Source organism: Kineothrix sp. IPX-CK, from assembly GCF_039134705.1.
Lineage (GTDB): Bacteria > Bacillota > Clostridia > Lachnospirales > Lachnospiraceae > Kineothrix > Kineothrix sedimenti.
The window spans coordinates 1875175-1891296 of the sequence record NZ_CP146256.1; the positions used below are offsets into that span (position 1 = coordinate 1875175).

The 16122-nt window shown below is 32.4% G+C and carries 21 protein-coding genes; 8 read left to right on the forward strand and 13 right to left on the reverse strand.

The annotated features are described in order from the left end of the window. Positions 1-177: 177 nt before the first annotated feature. The 12 genes from V6984_RS08885 to V6984_RS08940 form a co-directional block, all read right to left on the reverse strand. Positions 178-1035: a GIY-YIG nuclease family protein gene (locus V6984_RS08885; protein WP_342759427.1), complete on the reverse strand. Its 858-nt coding sequence runs from the start codon at positions 1033-1035 to the stop codon at positions 178-180. 174 nt (positions 1036-1209) lie between these two features. Further along, on the reverse strand, positions 1210-3213 hold the full coding sequence (locus tag V6984_RS08890; protein ID WP_342759428.1) for a hypothetical protein: 2004 nt from the start codon (positions 3211-3213) through the stop codon (positions 1210-1212). A gap of 203 nt (positions 3214-3416) precedes the next feature. Beyond that, a complete protein-coding gene (locus tag V6984_RS08895) occupies positions 3417-3716 on the reverse strand; it encodes a hypothetical protein (protein ID WP_342759429.1) in 300 nt (99 codons plus the stop codon). Continuing rightward, a complete protein-coding gene (locus V6984_RS08900; RefSeq protein ID WP_342759430.1) occupies positions 3709-4077 on the reverse strand; it encodes a hypothetical protein in 369 nt (122 codons plus the stop codon). Before V6984_RS08900 ends, V6984_RS08895 begins: the two co-directional genes overlap by 8 nt. A gap of 284 nt (positions 4078-4361) precedes the next feature. Beyond that, positions 4362-4661, reverse strand: a complete 300-nt coding sequence (locus V6984_RS08905; protein WP_342759431.1) for a hypothetical protein — start codon at positions 4659-4661, stop codon at positions 4362-4364. Positions 4662-5010: 349 nt separating this feature from the next. Continuing rightward, positions 5011-5520, reverse strand: coding sequence for a hypothetical protein (locus V6984_RS08910; protein WP_342759432.1), 510 nt, complete (start codon positions 5518-5520; stop codon positions 5011-5013). 593 nt (positions 5521-6113) lie between these two features. After that, positions 6114-7211 carry an IS200/IS605 family element RNA-guided endonuclease TnpB gene (tnpB, locus tag V6984_RS08915; protein WP_342759433.1) on the reverse strand — a complete coding sequence of 366 codons (1098 nt, stop codon included), beginning with the start codon at positions 7209-7211 and terminating at the stop codon, positions 6114-6116. A 13-nt stretch (positions 7212-7224) separates the two neighbouring features. After that, the gene (tnpA, locus tag V6984_RS08920) at positions 7225-7629 is read right to left on the reverse strand and encodes an IS200/IS605 family transposase (RefSeq protein WP_342759972.1); all 405 of its coding nucleotides are present in this window, start codon (positions 7627-7629) and stop codon (positions 7225-7227) included. Positions 7630-7715: 86 nt separating this feature from the next. Further along, complete coding sequence (locus V6984_RS08925) at positions 7716-8336, reverse strand: antA/AntB antirepressor family protein (RefSeq protein ID WP_342759434.1); 621 nt, start codon at positions 8334-8336, stop codon at positions 7716-7718. Between the two features lie 191 nt (positions 8337-8527). Continuing rightward, positions 8528-9388 carry a BRO family protein gene (locus tag V6984_RS08930; protein WP_342759435.1) on the reverse strand — a complete coding sequence of 287 codons (861 nt, stop codon included), beginning with the start codon at positions 9386-9388 and terminating at the stop codon, positions 8528-8530. 912 nt (positions 9389-10300) lie between these two features. Next, positions 10301-10543: a hypothetical protein gene (locus V6984_RS08935; protein ID WP_342759436.1), complete on the reverse strand. Its 243-nt coding sequence runs from the start codon at positions 10541-10543 to the stop codon at positions 10301-10303. 37 nt (positions 10544-10580) lie between these two features. After that, the gene (locus V6984_RS08940) at positions 10581-10796 is read right to left on the reverse strand and encodes a helix-turn-helix transcriptional regulator (protein ID WP_342759437.1); all 216 of its coding nucleotides are present in this window, start codon (positions 10794-10796) and stop codon (positions 10581-10583) included. A gap of 515 nt (positions 10797-11311) precedes the next feature. Between V6984_RS08940 and V6984_RS08945 the strand changes: the two genes are divergently transcribed. Together V6984_RS08945 and V6984_RS08950 are read left to right on the forward strand one after the other, a co-directional pair. Next, positions 11312-11602, forward strand: coding sequence for a hypothetical protein (locus V6984_RS08945; protein ID WP_342759438.1), 291 nt, complete (start codon positions 11312-11314; stop codon positions 11600-11602). 29 nt (positions 11603-11631) lie between these two features. Beyond that, positions 11632-11874 carry a hypothetical protein gene (locus V6984_RS08950; RefSeq protein WP_342759439.1) on the forward strand — a complete coding sequence of 81 codons (243 nt, stop codon included), beginning with the start codon at positions 11632-11634 and terminating at the stop codon, positions 11872-11874. 83 nt (positions 11875-11957) lie between these two features. On the opposite strand, the gene V6984_RS08955 is transcribed toward V6984_RS08950, so the two are convergent. After that, positions 11958-12161: a hypothetical protein gene (locus tag V6984_RS08955; protein WP_342759440.1), complete on the reverse strand. Its 204-nt coding sequence runs from the start codon at positions 12159-12161 to the stop codon at positions 11958-11960. A 410-nt stretch (positions 12162-12571) separates the two neighbouring features. On the opposite strand from V6984_RS08955, the gene V6984_RS08960 reads away from it, so the two are divergent. From V6984_RS08960 to V6984_RS08985, 6 genes are all read left to right on the forward strand, one after another. Then, positions 12572-12751, forward strand: coding sequence for a hypothetical protein (locus tag V6984_RS08960; protein ID WP_342759441.1), 180 nt, complete (start codon positions 12572-12574; stop codon positions 12749-12751). 774 nt (positions 12752-13525) lie between these two features. Next, positions 13526-14410: a hypothetical protein gene (locus V6984_RS08965; protein WP_342759442.1), complete on the forward strand. Its 885-nt coding sequence runs from the start codon at positions 13526-13528 to the stop codon at positions 14408-14410. 201 nt (positions 14411-14611) lie between these two features. Beyond that, positions 14612-14779, forward strand: a complete 168-nt coding sequence (locus V6984_RS08970) for a hypothetical protein (protein ID WP_342759443.1) — start codon at positions 14612-14614, stop codon at positions 14777-14779. A 5-nt stretch (positions 14780-14784) separates the two neighbouring features. Then, positions 14785-14943 (forward strand): hypothetical protein, encoded by a 159-nt coding sequence (locus tag V6984_RS08975; protein WP_342759444.1) that lies wholly within the window; start codon positions 14785-14787, stop codon positions 14941-14943. Between the two features lie 241 nt (positions 14944-15184). After that, on the forward strand, positions 15185-15454 hold the full coding sequence (locus V6984_RS08980; RefSeq protein ID WP_342759445.1) for a hypothetical protein: 270 nt from the start codon (positions 15185-15187) through the stop codon (positions 15452-15454). 11 nt (positions 15455-15465) lie between these two features. After that, a complete protein-coding gene (locus V6984_RS08985) occupies positions 15466-16110 on the forward strand; it encodes a hypothetical protein (protein ID WP_342759446.1) in 645 nt (214 codons plus the stop codon). The last annotated feature ends 12 nt before the right edge of the window (positions 16111-16122 follow it).

The following is a 16122-nucleotide window of genomic DNA, read 5'->3' on the forward strand; positions in this document are numbered from 1 at the left end:
TTAAACCCTTACTTTCGTAATACTTTAACACCGTTTGTTTCACCGGTGGGGGTAGACTATATCATCACCCTGTGTCTATCCACAGGTTCCTTAGAAGACTTCTCGTGGTATGCACTTCGATTTAAGGGACTTTCACCCAGTTGGCATTTCATCCAACTCCTACTCCTGTTGCGTATTTCAACGCCGATGGGATAGTCGTTTGACCTTCCTCTGGTCGAGGCTTGGCACTGGATTGTCATATAATTTATTAGAGTCATCTTTCAATATAAATTTAATCATATTAACAGTTCTGTTATACATTTCCGCTAAATAAAGTTCGCTATATCCCTCGTTAAAATGTAATCTGTATATTTCTTTATGGTCTTGCTTAGTCAGTCTTTTATATGGCTTTCTACTTTTTTGATATTCTTCCCATCCATCAACAACGACGGTACTCCAAGTATTGTTTGAGATTAAATTATTAATTAGTTTATATTTCACATTTAGTTCTTTCGAAACTTGACTAGCTGTTTTGCCACTAATTAACAGTGTTTTAATTTGACTGACAGTATCCGTATCAAGAATATCCGTGCTCCTATTAATGTGCCTACCTTTTCTTATTTCGGACATTTTTTGTTTTGTTTCTTCTGTGTGTTTGGTTCCTAACATATGTTGGCGATTTTTATCTCCAATTATTCTCTTTGCATGTTCAGACATTGAAAGACCACGTCTACCGCCACCCCCAGAAAGCATATTGTAATTTTTACCTTTCTGTTTGTATTGGTTTATGTATTTTATTTCCAAATCATCTAATAGATTAATGTCTGTAACTATTTCTAATACAATATACTCGAAATTATTTTCGCCATATTTATTAAACGCTCTTTGCAAATGTGAGTTATCGTGACTATTATCTCTAAGTTTCCACCGATGATGCCAATATCTTCTTTGGAATCTTTCTCCTGTTTGCCCAACATATATTTTCCCATTCACTTTATTCACAATTCCATAAATCCCATAATTATCTTTATATTTCTGTTGATTTATAAATTTCATCTAACACCTCCTAATATATATTTCTCTATTAGGAGGTTAAAATTACTTAGATTTTCCCAGTTAGCACATTACCTAATCGTCATTTCCTACGATTCCTAATCGTGCAATGTACACCCTAGATTTCTAGGTTCACATACTTATTCAACATACATCGCTGTATGAGGTGACTACTAGTTAATCAATTACAAAATTATTTTGGCAACACAATCGTTTTATGCAGTCAATAGCATGTTGTTTATCTTTTTCTGAACCATGAATAAAAACTTCATCATTCCATATTTTAGAAATATTATTACTGTATATGCCGATATTCCCCCCGGTAAAAGCAGCATTAAGTCCAGAGTAGATATTTTTGCTGTTTAATTGCATAGGTTCAGCTTTACGCATATTGTAATAAAGTGGCACAACTCCGTTCATATTTCTTTCCGCAATCGCTATAAAATTTGGATCTGCTATAACTAAGCTCTTATCTCCATCGACATCAAACTGAAGGATCTTACTTATCAAATCGTTAACACTGGTATAAACAGCGTTAGTAGTAAACCACTCTCTAATTTGCATTACTCTGTCTTCATATCCTTCGCTAGCAATATTGAACCTTATAGCATGTTCTTTATACAAATGTGGACTTCTAAGACAATCCAGTTTGTCGTTCTTTTTAAACAGATTACAAAAAACTTCTTTATCGGACAACAGTCCCTTGGGGTTTTTTATACCTCCAAACCAATACTCGCAAGCCGCATAAAAATCTGGAAGTAGGAATGTATATTTACCAACCACTTCAAGTTTCCCACTACGGTATTTTTTTAAAAGACTATCTTTAACCTCGCGAATTGCATCTTTCGCATATGTATCTGATAAAAGTGGGGGATATATCTTGATGGCTTTTTGGAAAGGAGTCATTTTAGTGTTATATGGAGTAACTCCCAGAATATTCATCATTGTATCTTTTGACGTACATACATTCTCTATTTTTTCAGCGGATTTTTGTGTTAAAACATCTATCTCTGTATCAGTAATATTCGTGAGAGTTTGAAGCATCTGATAATTGATTTTTGCATTTTTTATTCTGTCTTCTTCAATATTACAAATACCGGCAGTACAATTATACCTTTTGTAAAAGTTTTTATACTCATCCCACGACTCATAATACTTATACATTTTAAACTGACTTTTAGTAAATATTATTTTGATATCTTCTTTAATAACATCATGTTCTTGTCCATAAATATCTTTAATGATAGGAGAGTGTTGGCTGACTTCAACAAACTTTCTAAAGTCAAATACTCCTAATAATCCTTTAATCCACGGTGCGCGAAACATAAAGTTTTTTTGGCTTACACTTGGTAGCATCATACCAGCTCCGTCCGTGTGAGTAATTGGAACATAATCAGTTTTTCTGGTGATAGAATAATCTAATTCGTCTATGAAATCAAAAGTACCATATACATTCGTTTCAAAATCATCAATTACTATTGATTTTTCAATGTCAAAATCCCCCCATAAGTCGGTGGCAGAATTGGTAAGTGCCATGTAGGCAAGATGCTTGTTTACATTATTCCCACCCTTCGAATTGATTTTATCAATAGTCAAGCCACACATTACAGTTTTTTCAATGCGGTTCCAGACAGATAATTTTATAAAAACTGCCTTTTTCTTACGAATCTGCCCGGCAGATGAAGTGAAATACTTATATTTTTCACCTTTATATGTAAATCCATAAAACGAGATATCTTTAAAAACATCAAAATAATATACTTGTACAACCATCAATGCGTCTGTAAGTTCATCTTGTTTTATTCCAATCGTCCTGGTGAGGGCAGAATCAAAAACAGATATTACATTATTGTCGGTTAAACTATCCTCATTTATTTCTCGGATATGATCTTTACCATCGGTTATTTCATTTTGATTTACCTTATTTTTCAGAAGAACAAGTAATTTGTCTTTGGAATCTTTCGCCTTTTCTCTTTTATGCCTTATAAGATTATTCCATTTTATATATTCTTGAATAGTATCTATATGTTCTGATAGTATTTCAGCTTCAACTTCTTCTAATTTATCTGACTTAAATAATGATATATCTTCTTTAGAATATCCATAATCCTTTAATTTCTTTTCTAAGTTAGGAATCTTATTATTTAAATAATTACGTTCTCTACGATACTTACAATTCATATTATGTAAATATTTTTCTCGATTGCTATAAAAATGCCCAGTATCAACAGAGTACATATTACATTGTACGTCTAAAATACCTAAACCCTCCTCTATTCAGTTATTTTTTCGAATTTTTGAATTATACTACATGTATTTATTCTCTAAACGACTCGCCAAAATCGCTCAAATCAATATTAATAATTAATCTCCATAACCACTTGCTAGTCCTTCTCGGAAATATAGGTTTCCACAAAATAAACCGGAACTTTTGCGTCTAATCCCTCGGCAGATTTCAGTATCTTATACGAGCTATATCCGTCTAAGAGCACAAAGTCTTTATCGAGAATTATTTTACTTTCACAATAACCATTTCTACGATAAAACTGCCATTTCCTTTCGTACTTTATTGAACCGATTTTAATGGACTGAAATTGTGGAGTGATTTGTATATCACCCAATCTAATCCAATACTCATATCCAACATCATATGAGTGAAATAATGAGCGTATAAATCTAAACATTCTGACCGCCTTCCCTATGGATTTCATCTACCCTAACAAGCATGTCCATACTTATATCCAGAAATTTCATGGCATATGTATATCTGGAAGCAATAGCATCAAAGAATCCTTCGTTATGGATTTTCAATATATAATCAGTAACATCCCTATTGATAAAATCGGATTCCATGCAATATACTTCGTTATCGCCAATAAGCTGGAAAATGTTACGATTTGTTTCTGATATTTCTAATGTGAAATTATAATGGTTTGGTAAATCCCTACCGGCCTTTGATATATTTGCCCTAATCAGATATTCGTCATTAATTGGAACGATAATTGCAAAACCTTCTTTTCTATATTTATGGGTGTTATTAGTCATAATAATTCTTCCTTTCTGTTCTAAGATGTATAGTTTATTTTTAGTAGTAATGTATTTACCCTATGTAGTTACCCAAAAGGGTCTTATATTTTAATTTTCTAATATATATCATTTGATTTCTGGCAAATAAGGGTATGTAGTTATTAATCTATTTAATTTTAAATAAAATTTTAATCAAATTTGCACTTTAAACATTTAGGCACAGTAGATTACCTAAAATACATTTTCATTCCGATTTGATACCTAATTCATTAATAAATAGAAGAGTTGTGGACATTGTAGTATTACCTATTCTTACTATTTCTATATTCTGCAAGCGCAGCTCTCATCCGTTCCTTGTGTTCCTCCGAAACTATTCTTTTCGGCTTATCAGGATCTACCTTTGCACCCGGATTGATTTTTAGCCATTTAAGAGGTAATTTCGCTACAATGGAGCCATCTTTATTCTGATGAAAGTATTTAAACTCGTCGGGACGTTCTTTATATAACTTCTTTATTCTATTAATGTGTTTCTGATTTGAAAATGTAACAGTAGCCGTCCTGCTACCGGATATAAATTCCATCATATTTTCTACCAATTCCATATTCTACCGTCCTTTCCGGTTCTCAATTTTTCTTCCCATCTAGCATCCGATTCAATACGGCTTGCGATGGGAGATCCGTTTATATTATCTTTTCCTCTATTATCAGAAAAGTCACTATTATAAATTCGTCCTCCAAAAGTTCTATGTAATTCATTACGGGACTTACAAGGGTGTGAGTGTAGAAGAGTATAGTAGTAATTACTTGATTTTGTAGTTGTGCTTGTTTCGATTTCTGTCATTCGTTAATAGGTTTCCTTTCATCTTCAAAATTTTAGGTGTCATTTGGATTCTCCTTTTTGGTGATTTTCCAATATTGTTAATGGTTACAATTGTTTATCTGTTTGATTTGTTATTCTTGATAAAATTTCCTACTTGAATATTTACATTCTCGAAGATATTGAATTCCATATTCCAATTCTTTTTCCCAGTCATATTCATCCTTAGAACATAATCTAAACGTTTTTCTTTCTGAAACTATCTTATATGGACAAATATAAATAATATCATCAGTATGCCATTGACCTTTATCGTCTCTATATGAGGGCATTCTATATGTTTTGATAATTCCCAGTTCTTCTAACACAATTGTTGCCTTAGAAATCATCTTTGCCCTTACACCTATATAATTCTCCATAAATTCAAATTGAGAATGAAATATTTCCGGCTTGTTCTTTTTAGACTTTTCAGAATGTCCACTCATTTCATTACTACGAACCCATGTAAATGCCCTTATATATGAGAGTAAAAGAAGAATAATACTCTTATTTAATGGCTTATAAGATATTTTGTAATTCATTATTGCCTCAATTTCAAAATCATAAATTATTCCAAAATTTTTAGGGGGTAATATCTTATCCATATTTAACAAAGAAGATTGAAATAAATTTTGTATAAATCTTCCAGAATCGAAGTCCAATATGTATCCGTTTATAAAGTACCAATCCATACAATTAAGAAATTTTTCATAAATATTTTTTTTGCCATCTGATGCCGTTCTCCAATTAGGTTTATAAGAACACCATTGAATCATATAAATGGGAGAGTAGTGAATCATGGTGTCCCACGTTTGGTTGTAGTTAAAATAAATAAGAAGGGAAATTCGGTGTTCTGGCAAAGTGCTTGCCGATATAACCTCCTTTGGAACTTTTATGTAATGGTTTGGTATTTGTGGAAGAACCGGTATGATTTCGTTTTTTGTTGGTGATTTATTATTTTCTGAAACGGTTATTGTCTAGTTCACCTACCTTTCATCTATATATTCTCTATACATATTTTGTTTTTCTACTTTTCACACGATTGTATTCAGTCTGTAAGATTCTCTTACGTTCTTCATAAGATTGAACCTCACATGGCTAAAGCCACGTGATTCTTGCTTCACAGAATTTGCCATCATACAGACTGGTCTTATATGTTCTCCACAAGCTAACACGGTAGTCCCTACCGCTTTTATGTCTAGACTACTCTAATTCGTAATCCTTCATTTAATATATTAATAGCTGCATTTACATCTCTATCATGATGTGTGTTGCAATATGGACAATCCCATTCTCTAATATCTAATGTTTTCTTACCAGTAATTTCTCCACAACAGGAACATATTTGACTAGATGGATAGAATTTATTTACTTTTATAACTTCTTTTCCATACCATTTTGCCTTATACTCTAACATTCTCACAAATTCAGACCACGACACATCAGAGATTGATTTCGCCAATTTATGATTTTTAACCATATTTTTAATTTGTAAATCCTCAATACAGATAATGTCATTTTCTTTGATTATCTGAGTAGATAATTTCTGCAAAAAGTCTTTACGTTGATTTGCAATTTTTTCATGACATCTTGCTACTTTAATTCTTGCTTTATTACGATTAGAAACACCTTTTGATTTTCGAGATAATTCTCTTTGTAATTTAACAAGTTTCTTTTGTTGTTTTGCAAGATATTTTGGATTTGGTATCATTTCACCATCACTAGTTATTGCAAATTCTTTTAGTCCTAAGTCTATTCCAATATCATTTCCAGTTGGTTTATATTCCATTTCAGGAACATCTACACAACACAACGATACAAAATATTTTCCACTAGGTTCTTGTGAAATAGTGGCGTTTACAATTCTACCTTCTGGAATTAGTTTATTCTTTGTTTTTACATAACCAAGTTTAGGAAGTTTGATGTATCTATCCAAATATTGAACATTACCGTTTGTATACTTAGACTTATATGATTTATGATTATTCTTCTTGCTTTTGAATTTAGGATATCCTGTTTTTTCTTTAAAGAACTTTTGATAAGAATTGTCTAAATCTTTAAGTGAGGATTGAAGAGCAGTGGAATCAACTTCTTTAAGCCATTCTAGTTCTGATTTTAGATTTTTCATATCGCTAGCACATTGATTATATGTAAAGGATTCTTTATTTTCTTTATATTTGTCAATTCTCATTGCTAAATATTTGTTATATACAAATCTACAACATCCAAAAGTTTTCTGAATTATTTCTTTTTGATCTTTATTTGGATATATGCGATATTTATAAGCCTTTTCCACTGATTATTTCACCTCACTTTCTTTTCTGATTTTTAATATATTTTCTTATTTGTTCTTCAGTATTTTCTGATACAGTTGCTACAAAGTAACTAGGATTCCATAAGTGTCCGCCCCATAATCTTTTTCTTAATATTTCTCCAAACTCTTTCATGAGCAATCGTGAAGAAACACCTTTTAATTTTTGAATCATATTAGGAATATAATGTTGTGGTGAACAGTTAATAAGAATGTGAATATGGTCTTTGTCAGTATTACATTCGATAATTTGAAAATCTTCACAATCAGCAATCATATTTAATATCTCTATTAATTTATTCTCTATTTGTGGAGTTAAAATCTTATGTCTATACTTTACGCACCATACAATATGATACTGTATTGAATATACGTAGCCTCTACCATGAGTTACTTCTATAATCATCACCTCATAGTATTATTCTCTATTTATTTCGAATTGTAGTGGCAATTCATCCCACGACTAAAGTCGCGGGTGTTCTTGCCTTACTATAAATTTACACTTGAGATCCATTCAGGTACGCCATTAAGTAATTCTTCTCTTTTAGTAATCAGCGCTCCTCGTAGTTCTTTACAATTAATTAGTGTATTTTTACGGTTATGATTCCATTTCGCACGATTCTTAAAAGCCTTTTCTATAATAATGAAATATTTGCGTACTAACCTTGACATCTCTTTCAACTCTTTAGAAGTACGACCACCCTTAGATCCAGCAACCATAGCAATTTCTTTTGCGGTAGAAACTTTAAGAAAATAGTCAATAGAACGTCGGTCACCACCTCGTGTAGTTTGAAACCCCTTTGAAGGGGAATCAAATTTATAGTCGATTGGCTCTTGTAAGTCCATATCATCAATTTGTTTCTTTATCCATTCCGAAAAGTCTTTGCCTACTTTTAACTGAGTATGTAATAATTTTGCACTAATCCAATTCTCGTTTTCCTCTTGCAAAACTGGCAAAAGAGCTTGATATTCAAGGATTGTGAATATATCATCATCTGATAATCCATATTGAATTAATTCTTCCTTAGTAAATGATCCGTCTTTAAATGATTCACTTTCATATGGTATTTCTCTTCTTGGTTTTTGTTCTTTTTTCTTGATATTCCTCAAGTCAGATTCCTCCTAAAATAAAATATATGTGTTGTTGTGGCAGCATATATATTGGCTGAAAATTGAAATATATATGTTGCTGTGAGTGTCGATTTGGGCGAGCCTTTTAAAGAGAAGACTATATAGTTAAAAAGAAGACTACTATTTTCGTTTATTTTGGGATTTTGCGAGTGGGGACTAGGGTGGTGTAATTACTTATTCTCTGTTTTATCTGGTACATTATCAAAAAGTGTTCTTCGCTTAAAATTCCTTATCTCATCTTCAGTTTGTAATCCGAATTTAATTAAGCTAGAGTCTATAAGCAATGTAAGCGCATCACGTAATCTGGAATCGTGTTCTATTGCATCCATTGGATAGCATTCATCTTTGAGTAGATGATTTTCATAGCAATAGTCTTCATGAATTTGGTTAATATCCACATCATATGTATCCTCTAACTCTTTATAGATATTAGAATATAGTTCTGATCTGGAACAATCAAAATATTCCTGCAATAACTTGTATTTTGGAGCCGTTTTCTTATACCATGATGATGGATAACGCTTTTCTAATAAATAACGATTCTTTTGAGATTGCCTCAATTCTTGAATGTCTTGTTGCATCGCAGTCATGTTTGTAGTTAATGTCGCCATTGATTGCGCTAATGTAGTTATTGCATCCGTTATTGGTTTCATATTTGGAAGTAATTCATTGTTACGATATTTCTCAACAATATCCCATACCCAATCCATAAATTGATTTGCTTTGGGTTTATTACTATAGCGGCAAATTTCCATAATACCTCGTTCTGTGTAATATACACATTCTTGTTCTTCACTTTTGGATAGGTCACCCCCAATATTGGGGTATCCTAATTTTGTCCTAATACATAATGGCTCTAATCTGTTTTTATGACTAAGATGTAATTTTTGTATTGCTTTAGATGGATTAGAATATTCCAATGCAGTCCCTACTTGTTCTCGTGTGAGTAAAATTTCATCGTTTCTATTCCGATAGAAGTTGCATTCAATCTCTCCAAATTCTTCTGTTGTAATAAGTTTTAGATTGCTCATAAATAATCTCTCCTTTGTTTGTGAAAGCGTTGTGATTTGGTTTCTAATATATAATTCTCCATTTGAGATTAGATTTTATGAAATATAAAAGCATGTAATGGTGTAAAAAAGACCAGTAATTATTTTTACTGATCTAAATGTGATGTCTATTTTTACTTTTGAATCTGATTATGAATTGTATTGAATTGTTGTTGGAATATTGGATGTCGATTATATTGATAAAAATATGAGAGTTCGGTAGAGTGATTCGGTTTCGAGTAGAAGAGTGATGTGAAAGTATTGATTATACTGGATTTGTTGGATATTTGGGTGTGACGGGAAAAGGTTAAAATGGATGTGTTTCTTCTATTATAAGTATGATTTTAAGCAGAGTTCGAGAAAAGCTAGTAAATATGAGGGTTTGAAGGGTGTTGAATGTGGGAATTTGGTGTTTTGAAATTGTCTGAAAATTTAGTTTTCGTTGTATTTGTGGGATTTGCTCGAACTGGCTACCGAAGTGAATTTTGGTGATTTTAGTTAATTGTGTAAGATTTAGATGTAATTCGAGGTTGGGATTTGAAAGTGGTGTGTGAGTGGAAGAGATAGGGGCTTTTCAGCAAAACGAACCCGGTTTTAGAATGTAAACCTACCCCCACCCTTGAAAACCGCATAAACACTGGACTTGCAGTTATGTTGAAAGTGTAACTATTTGGTAAATGTACATTTATCCAAATAAAAATATACTTGTTGTTGATATATTATTGACGTAATTAAGATTCAATATATCACATATGATGTTAGAAATATATCACATTATGACAAGTATACTTGTCGCGTTCGGACTATGCATCTTGTAATAGTTTAAAACTATTTCCAATTCAAATATACGTTAATAAGCTATGGTAACAATATACTATAATGACATCATCACATCTAACCACATAACACAATCTCATTCCCACTATCCTTATCAATAAACCTAATATCAACATCACAATTCAAGCAATCGGCAATAGCAACAATAAAAGAAATCTTCATATCAGACCTTAATTTCCGGCTCATATTTCTTACCGGATTATCCATACATGACATACACAAACTAAGCTGCCTATCACTTACCCTACGTATCTTCAATACCCTTTTGATATACTCATATAAATCTACGTTCAATCCCATAATACATTCCCCTTTTACCCTCTATTCCTATCATTCTCTACAATTCCTCATTATCTTCTATATAAGTCCATATGTCACCAATATTGCAATTAAATTCTTTACACAGTTTACATATAACATCGACCGGTATTTGTTTAATCTTATTATTCGCAATAGCATTCAAGGTTGCTTCCCTAATTCCTAATTTATTAGCTGCCTGACGTTGATTGGTTTCGTTCTCAGCAAGTAATACTTTTAGTCTACTTTTTAACATTATAACGTCCTTCTTTCACACATGTTGAATAGCATAAATTATACTCTAAAAGTAGTATATATGTCAAATATAGTAGTAAATATATCTAAATAAGTAAACAATATTACTTTAAACGCTTGACATATTACTTTAAAAGTAGTATAATAAAGACAGTTAAAGAACACAAGATAGTAACCAATAAGCCTAGCGCGTTACTCCCTCTTGGGAGTAGGTCGGAAACATCAATATATAATAAAGGAGATCACACAATGTCCATATACGTATGTCAATTACCACAATCCATACAAGACGAAATAATCAGTAAGTGTATATCAATATTTCAATCACTCGCTTATAAAGTAGATATCACCGAGGAAATAGAAAATGTCCTCAACTCCAAATTGTCTGATATTTCCGATACTATCGACATTAAACCTTATTTAGTATAGGTATTTAGTATTACAAAGCACCTTGATAATTGAATAGACTTTACACTCCGAATATGCTATAATCGCATGTACAAGGAGGTATAGACCATGACTGACAATGAATTATTACAAGCTATATCCGGTTTATTCGATAAAAGAATAACTCCAATCGAGCAACAGCTTGAAAATGTTGTAAGAGATATAAAGGACATCCGACTTACGCTTGAAAATGAGACGAACCGCAATATTATGCGAGTAGCCGAAGGTCATCTGGATATATCAAGAAAACTTGACGAAGCTTTAAAGGTTGAAAATGAAAAAGAAATGTTAGTCATTCGTGTTAATATCCTTGAAAACGAATTACGAAAAGTTAAAGATAAATTATCGACAATCGCATGAGACATATTTATATATAAGGGGGACGCTTTATGGATAAAGAAATGAATGAAATGTTAAACGCCATCATAAACGAGATTGGACGTGTTGAAACTAATATGAATAACCGCTTTGACCAGATAGACAAACATTTCGACAAAATGGATAATAAACTCGAAAGTATGCAACATGAAGTAAATGCCTGTAAACTTGAAAGAGAATCAGTGTCTATCCTTATCAAGAAAATAGATCAACTGGAAAAGCGTATCGAAGATTTAGAAAAAAGAATCGCATAAGATATATACATAAAAACAAAGAGTGTAAAGCCTATTGAATTATTAGGGTTTTACACTCTTTTTTAATTTGTACATTATCAATATCATAGTTCTAGTGGCTTTATTTCATAACTGATCTGATAACCAATAGCAGTAAGAATACGGTTAGCATCATCGATATTAAAGTTTTTCTTTCTTAACAGATTATATAAAGCCTGACGTGATATACCGACCTTGTCGGCAATATAATTATACTTTAAACCGTGATTATTGATATGCTCATCAACTAACAAAGCTAATTGATTCAAAATAACACCTACTTTCTTGTTACAACAGTATATCAAAGTAATGTACAAAAGTAAATAAATATCACAAAAAGAAATAAAAACGGTTGACAAATAGAAACTAATATGATATACTTAATATAAGTTAAGAGATACAAAACAGCATAACACGATACCAAATAGTAAACCTTTTCGCGGTGGTATCATAAGTAAGTCATTAGACCGAAACTAATTACTAAAAAAGAAAAGGGCAGTGCTGCAAACACCACCCAATTCGAGGGAACACTATGGAGAGTGTCCACTCAACAAACAAATGCAAGTTGAGTATAACACATTTTATAGAAAAATTCAAATCTGAATTAAATATATTAAAAACTAGTTGACAACTAGTAAAATATATGATAAGATTAATATATCAAAAGGAGGTAAGCAAAATGAGAAAACAGTTTGCAACCTCAATTGATACTGACATATCAGATAGTTTTCGGTCAGCTTGTGAAAAATACGATTTAAAAATGAACGTCGTTCTTGAAGCATTTATGAAACAGTTTTCAGAACAGCAGTTCAAAGTTGAAATTGGGAAATCTGGTATAAAGTTAAAAATTGAGGACTAGAAAAAAGAAAAGTCCTCACTCCACAAAGCAGAATAAGGACAATTCAGAAAAAGTATAAACCTTTCCGTCGCAAGATAAGTTTACAACATTTCTGAATAGTTGTCAAATCAGACAACGAAAATCCCATTCTAAATAGAGAATAAATATTTACAAGCATCACAACCGATTGACAATCACCACACAGTCAACCGCTAGTCGCAAAAGTTTGCGTTGTAGCTATTGTAATAAGACCTAAACGGCACTTGAACAATGATAACGCACATAATAATATAAGTTTTCTATATGTAGTAATTGGGGATAGCATCGCAAGATGTGAAGGACACGAGATAAGAGGACATATAGAAATAAATCTGAAAATATGAAATTGCGACATAGATAGGCTGGCTGCCAGAACCGCTATAGAATATTGATACTCTATCAAATAGCCGAATTATCCCGGTTATAATTTATCAATGACCGCTATAAGATTTATTGGAAAGATGGATTGCACTGCTAATAAAAGGAAGATAAAAAGCGGTATAGAAATATATAGGAATCAGACATACAAAGATGAATTTACAGACTTTCCTTATTATATAGGAAGTCTTTTTTTTATTATTTATCATGCTCTTAACTGATAGAGGATCAAACAACAAACTATCTTAACAGTATTCCTAACCACTGCCAAACAGGACATATGGTAACGCTTGATAGCATAGTTTTTAATTGAAAAGCCACGGTTAAGAGTGTGAATAAGTAATAAATCAAACACCAAAAAGAAAAGGAGGAAATCATTTGATTGAATTAGATTTATTAGAAAGTAAGGAACTAAGGGAAAAGTTAGTTTCTAAAACCGAAGTTCTGGAAAAGGTAAAGAAACTTTTGCTTATTCCGGGAACCGAAGTTGCTACTGTTAGGCAGGTAGCAGAATTTTACGAGGTTGAAGAAAGTGCTATTAAAATGCTTATTCAAAGAAATAGAAGTGAACTTGAAGAAGATGGGCTTCAATCACTTAGTGGATCAGGAACGAAGGAATTTTTAGAAAGTAACAAGTTGTTACCTTCTAACTTTCGCGGTGGTTTTGAAATTGAAGGTATGCGCTTTAGTAACAGAGGTAACACCCTAATCCCTCGCAGAGCTATTTTAAGAATAGGAATGCTTCTAAGAGATTCACCCATAGCAAAGGAAGTCCGCACTCAACTACTTAATATAGAAGAAAAGACTTCTAACTCAACTAAAACTGAAGATATTGACAATGAACAGGCGTTAATGTTATCCGTTGGAATGGCCTATGCTAGCGGTGATCTTAACGCTTTTGCTATTGCTACTACAAAGATGATGAACTTTAAGAATCGGCACATTGAAAAGCTAGAAGAGTCTAAGAGGGCACTAGCACAGGGCATACTTGAATGGGAAGATAGGAGCCGAATTAATTTTGCAGTACGTAAAATGGCTGCTTTCGCGAGAATTTCAGTTCCTAAAGCATGGACAGAATTATATAAGCAACTCAAAAATAAGTATCATATTGATCTACAAAGCAGAGGAAAACAACCGTGGATTCAATACATAAAAGAAGATGAATGGCAAAAGGTTATCAAGTCTTTTTCTGCTTTATGTGAATATTATGAATTAGAACCTAGTGAAATGTTCCACGATTTAGAGCTTAAAGAAAACGTTTGATTATTACTTACAATGCGGATGATTATAATATTGTCCGTATTAATAAGTAATAAACCCAACAACACACAATCACAGGAGGTTATACCATGATCAAAAGAGTTACCTTTTCACAATTCAAGTTGTTTAGCAAAATTTATAGAATCAGAGTCATAACCGCCAATGATAGCGAAGCGGTTATCTTCATTGAAAGGTAGGTAAAGCATGGACGAGAAAAGGCGTGATGAACTTATAACCATAATATCAAACCATAGTGACAGATACGGTAATTTACTTATTAAGTTCCTGGTTAGATATAATTTGACCAACCTACAGCAAGCCGGAATAGAGCAGCTGGAAGAATTTATAAAGGAAGAGATAAAGGAGAGGTAAAGAAAATGAAAAATTACAAAGTGACTTTTGAGAGAAGTAATAAAACTATTGGATCAGATGTTTTTACAGCAAACTCCAAACAGGAAGCCGGACATGATTTTAAAGAATGCTATCGGCATGATGTATATAAAATATTATCAATAGAGGAAGTCGAGAAACAATAAAATTCTTATTTGATTGGGTGGCATAGAGGGAAACCGATATAGCGATTATTAGAAAGAGTCAATGCTGACAGTATCCCTAGAGGGGCAACGGTATATGGGCGATAAACTACTATGGTAGAAAGGCCGTGAATTCTAATACACCCAATATTTTGTTTCCAGTCAGAAGCCATTAGAGAATATAACTCTAGTGGCTTTTATAGTGGAAATAACACGAAAAATAAATCATATGGAGGTATTTATTATGAAGAAGATAAACGGAAGTATTGAAGTAGTAGGTAAAAGATGGTTTCAGAAGTCATACGGTAACACCTATCATAGTGTAAAAGTGTATGTAAATGATGAAGTATTAACAGAGGCTTTTACTTATGGATATGAAGACGCATACAGACAGACAGCTTATGAACTACTTAAACAGAACGGCTATGAAGTTCCTGACAATTACAGCGATTTTATAAGAATGAAGAATATTTCATTTAGAGTTACTGACGTTGACCGCAAGAAAGACTTATAGGAGGTATAGCCATGTTACCATATATCAGAAGCAACGCAGGATTTTATAATCGTATTGCTAGAGAATATTATACAGTCACTTCACAATCAAAAACAAAGGAAGAGTATGACAAACTACTCTTTTCTTTTTGTAAAAGATGGCAGAAGGAACTTACAAATAATGACATTCTTTCCTATTTTGTAGAATCCGGTGAAATGGAGCCAAACATAATAGCGGAGTTCAGACAGTTCTATATTAAAAATGCAGAGCCATTTCAGAAAGCAATTATCAACGCCAAATTAGTTATAGGCAACAAATATACGCTTGTTTATATGAATGAGTTTGGCTTTCCTGTAGCTGATAAAATCGTGTTTAAAGGGGCTTCACCTTGTCAATATGCACAATATACCGATGCTATAAAAATGACAGTCAGGAGGGCAAGAAAGCGCTCTGACGTGTATATAAACTTCTATGATTGCAGTATGGCAATATATGAAGGTTGGCACGATTTACCGGAAGAAGAAACGCATATAAAGTTAAGTGATAACTTACGTCAGTCTAAATACGGTTGTTTTGATGTTAGGTATTTTGAAGATTGTATTAAATATTTTGGTCAGCCAGTAGTTGAATACAGGAACTTTAAAGTAAGGGAGTCAGACGGAAAGACGTTTGCATAAAAGGAGGAGGGT

Excerpts from the sequence above, each read along its gene's own strand:
- V6984_RS08935 (WP_342759436.1), bottom strand. The coding sequence starts at position 10,543 with ATGGGATTGAACGTAGATTTATATGAGTATATCAAAAGGGTATTGAAG.
- V6984_RS08885 (WP_342759427.1), bottom strand. The coding sequence starts at position 1,035 with ATGAAATTTATAAATCAACAGAAATATAAAGATAATTATGGGATTTAT.
- V6984_RS08950 (WP_342759439.1), top strand. The coding sequence starts at position 11,632 with ATGGATAAAGAAATGAATGAAATGTTAAACGCCATCATAAACGAGATT.
- V6984_RS08975 (WP_342759444.1), top strand. The coding sequence starts at position 14,785 with ATGAAAAATTACAAAGTGACTTTTGAGAGAAGTAATAAAACTATTGGA.
- V6984_RS08970 (WP_342759443.1), top strand. The coding sequence starts at position 14,612 with ATGGACGAGAAAAGGCGTGATGAACTTATAACCATAATATCAAACCAT.
- V6984_RS08945 (WP_342759438.1), top strand. The coding sequence starts at position 11,312 with ATGACTGACAATGAATTATTACAAGCTATATCCGGTTTATTCGATAAA.
- V6984_RS08900 (WP_342759430.1), bottom strand. The coding sequence starts at position 4,077 with ATGACTAATAACACCCATAAATATAGAAAAGAAGGTTTTGCAATTATC.
- V6984_RS08890 (WP_342759428.1), bottom strand. The coding sequence starts at position 3,213 with ATGAATTGTAAGTATCGTAGAGAACGTAATTATTTAAATAATAAGATT.
- V6984_RS08940 (WP_342759437.1), bottom strand. The coding sequence starts at position 10,796 with ATGTTAAAAAGTAGACTAAAAGTATTACTTGCTGAGAACGAAACCAAT.
- V6984_RS08910 (WP_342759432.1), bottom strand. The coding sequence starts at position 5,520 with ATGGATAAGATATTACCCCCTAAAAATTTTGGAATAATTTATGATTTT.
- V6984_RS08980 (WP_342759445.1), top strand. The coding sequence starts at position 15,185 with ATGAAGAAGATAAACGGAAGTATTGAAGTAGTAGGTAAAAGATGGTTT.
- V6984_RS08960 (WP_342759441.1), top strand. The coding sequence starts at position 12,572 with ATGAGAAAACAGTTTGCAACCTCAATTGATACTGACATATCAGATAGT.
- V6984_RS08905 (WP_342759431.1), bottom strand. The coding sequence starts at position 4,661 with ATGGAATTGGTAGAAAATATGATGGAATTTATATCCGGTAGCAGGACG.
- V6984_RS08930 (WP_342759435.1), bottom strand. The coding sequence starts at position 9,388 with ATGAGCAATCTAAAACTTATTACAACAGAAGAATTTGGAGAGATTGAA.
- V6984_RS08895 (WP_342759429.1), bottom strand. The coding sequence starts at position 3,716 with ATGTTTAGATTTATACGCTCATTATTTCACTCATATGATGTTGGATAT.
- V6984_RS08985 (WP_342759446.1), top strand. The coding sequence starts at position 15,466 with ATGTTACCATATATCAGAAGCAACGCAGGATTTTATAATCGTATTGCT.